Source organism: Mesorhizobium sp. BHbdii (assembly GCF_053848045.1).
The window spans coordinates 1-470 of sequence record NZ_JBSPKX010000179.1 but is presented as its reverse complement, the minus strand read 5'-3'; the positions used below and the strand labels follow the sequence as shown (position 1 = coordinate 470).

The 470-nt window shown below is 61.9% G+C and carries 1 protein-coding gene; it reads right to left on the bottom strand.

Annotated features, from left to right (window positions below):
* Positions 1-260: 260 nt before the first annotated feature.
* A partial coding sequence (locus tag ACWTU8_RS32500) for an AMP-binding enzyme (RefSeq protein WP_455851333.1) occupies positions 261-470 on the bottom strand: 210 nt, incomplete at its 5' end.

Below are 470 nucleotides of genomic sequence, written 5' to 3'. Positions count from 1 at the left end.
TGGCCTGTGCCGAGATGCCATCGGGATAGGCCCACACCCAGAAGCCATAGTGGTAGATCATGACCAGAACGGCGGCGAGAAACCGCAGGATGTCGACGCCGCCAAAGGTAATTTTCTGCTGAGCCATACCGTACCGTGGATGGCCCCCCGGCAGACACTGTAGGGTGGCTTGCTGCATTGCACAATAAAAGTATTGCTTGCCGATCAGGATTGGCCAACCGGCAATGGCAGGCTGCGCAAAACCGGTCGCCGCGTCAGCGTCAAATCCCGATCCCGCGCGCCTTCATCGCCGCGGTGATCTCGTCGAGGATGGCCGGGTCGTCTATCGTCGCCGGCATCATCCACGCCTCCTTGTCGGCGATCTTCTGCATGGTGCCGCGCAGGATCTTTCCCGACCGTGTCTTGGGCAGGCGCTTGATCGTCACCACGGTCTTGAAGGCGGCGACCGGCCCGATGCGCTCGCGCACCAG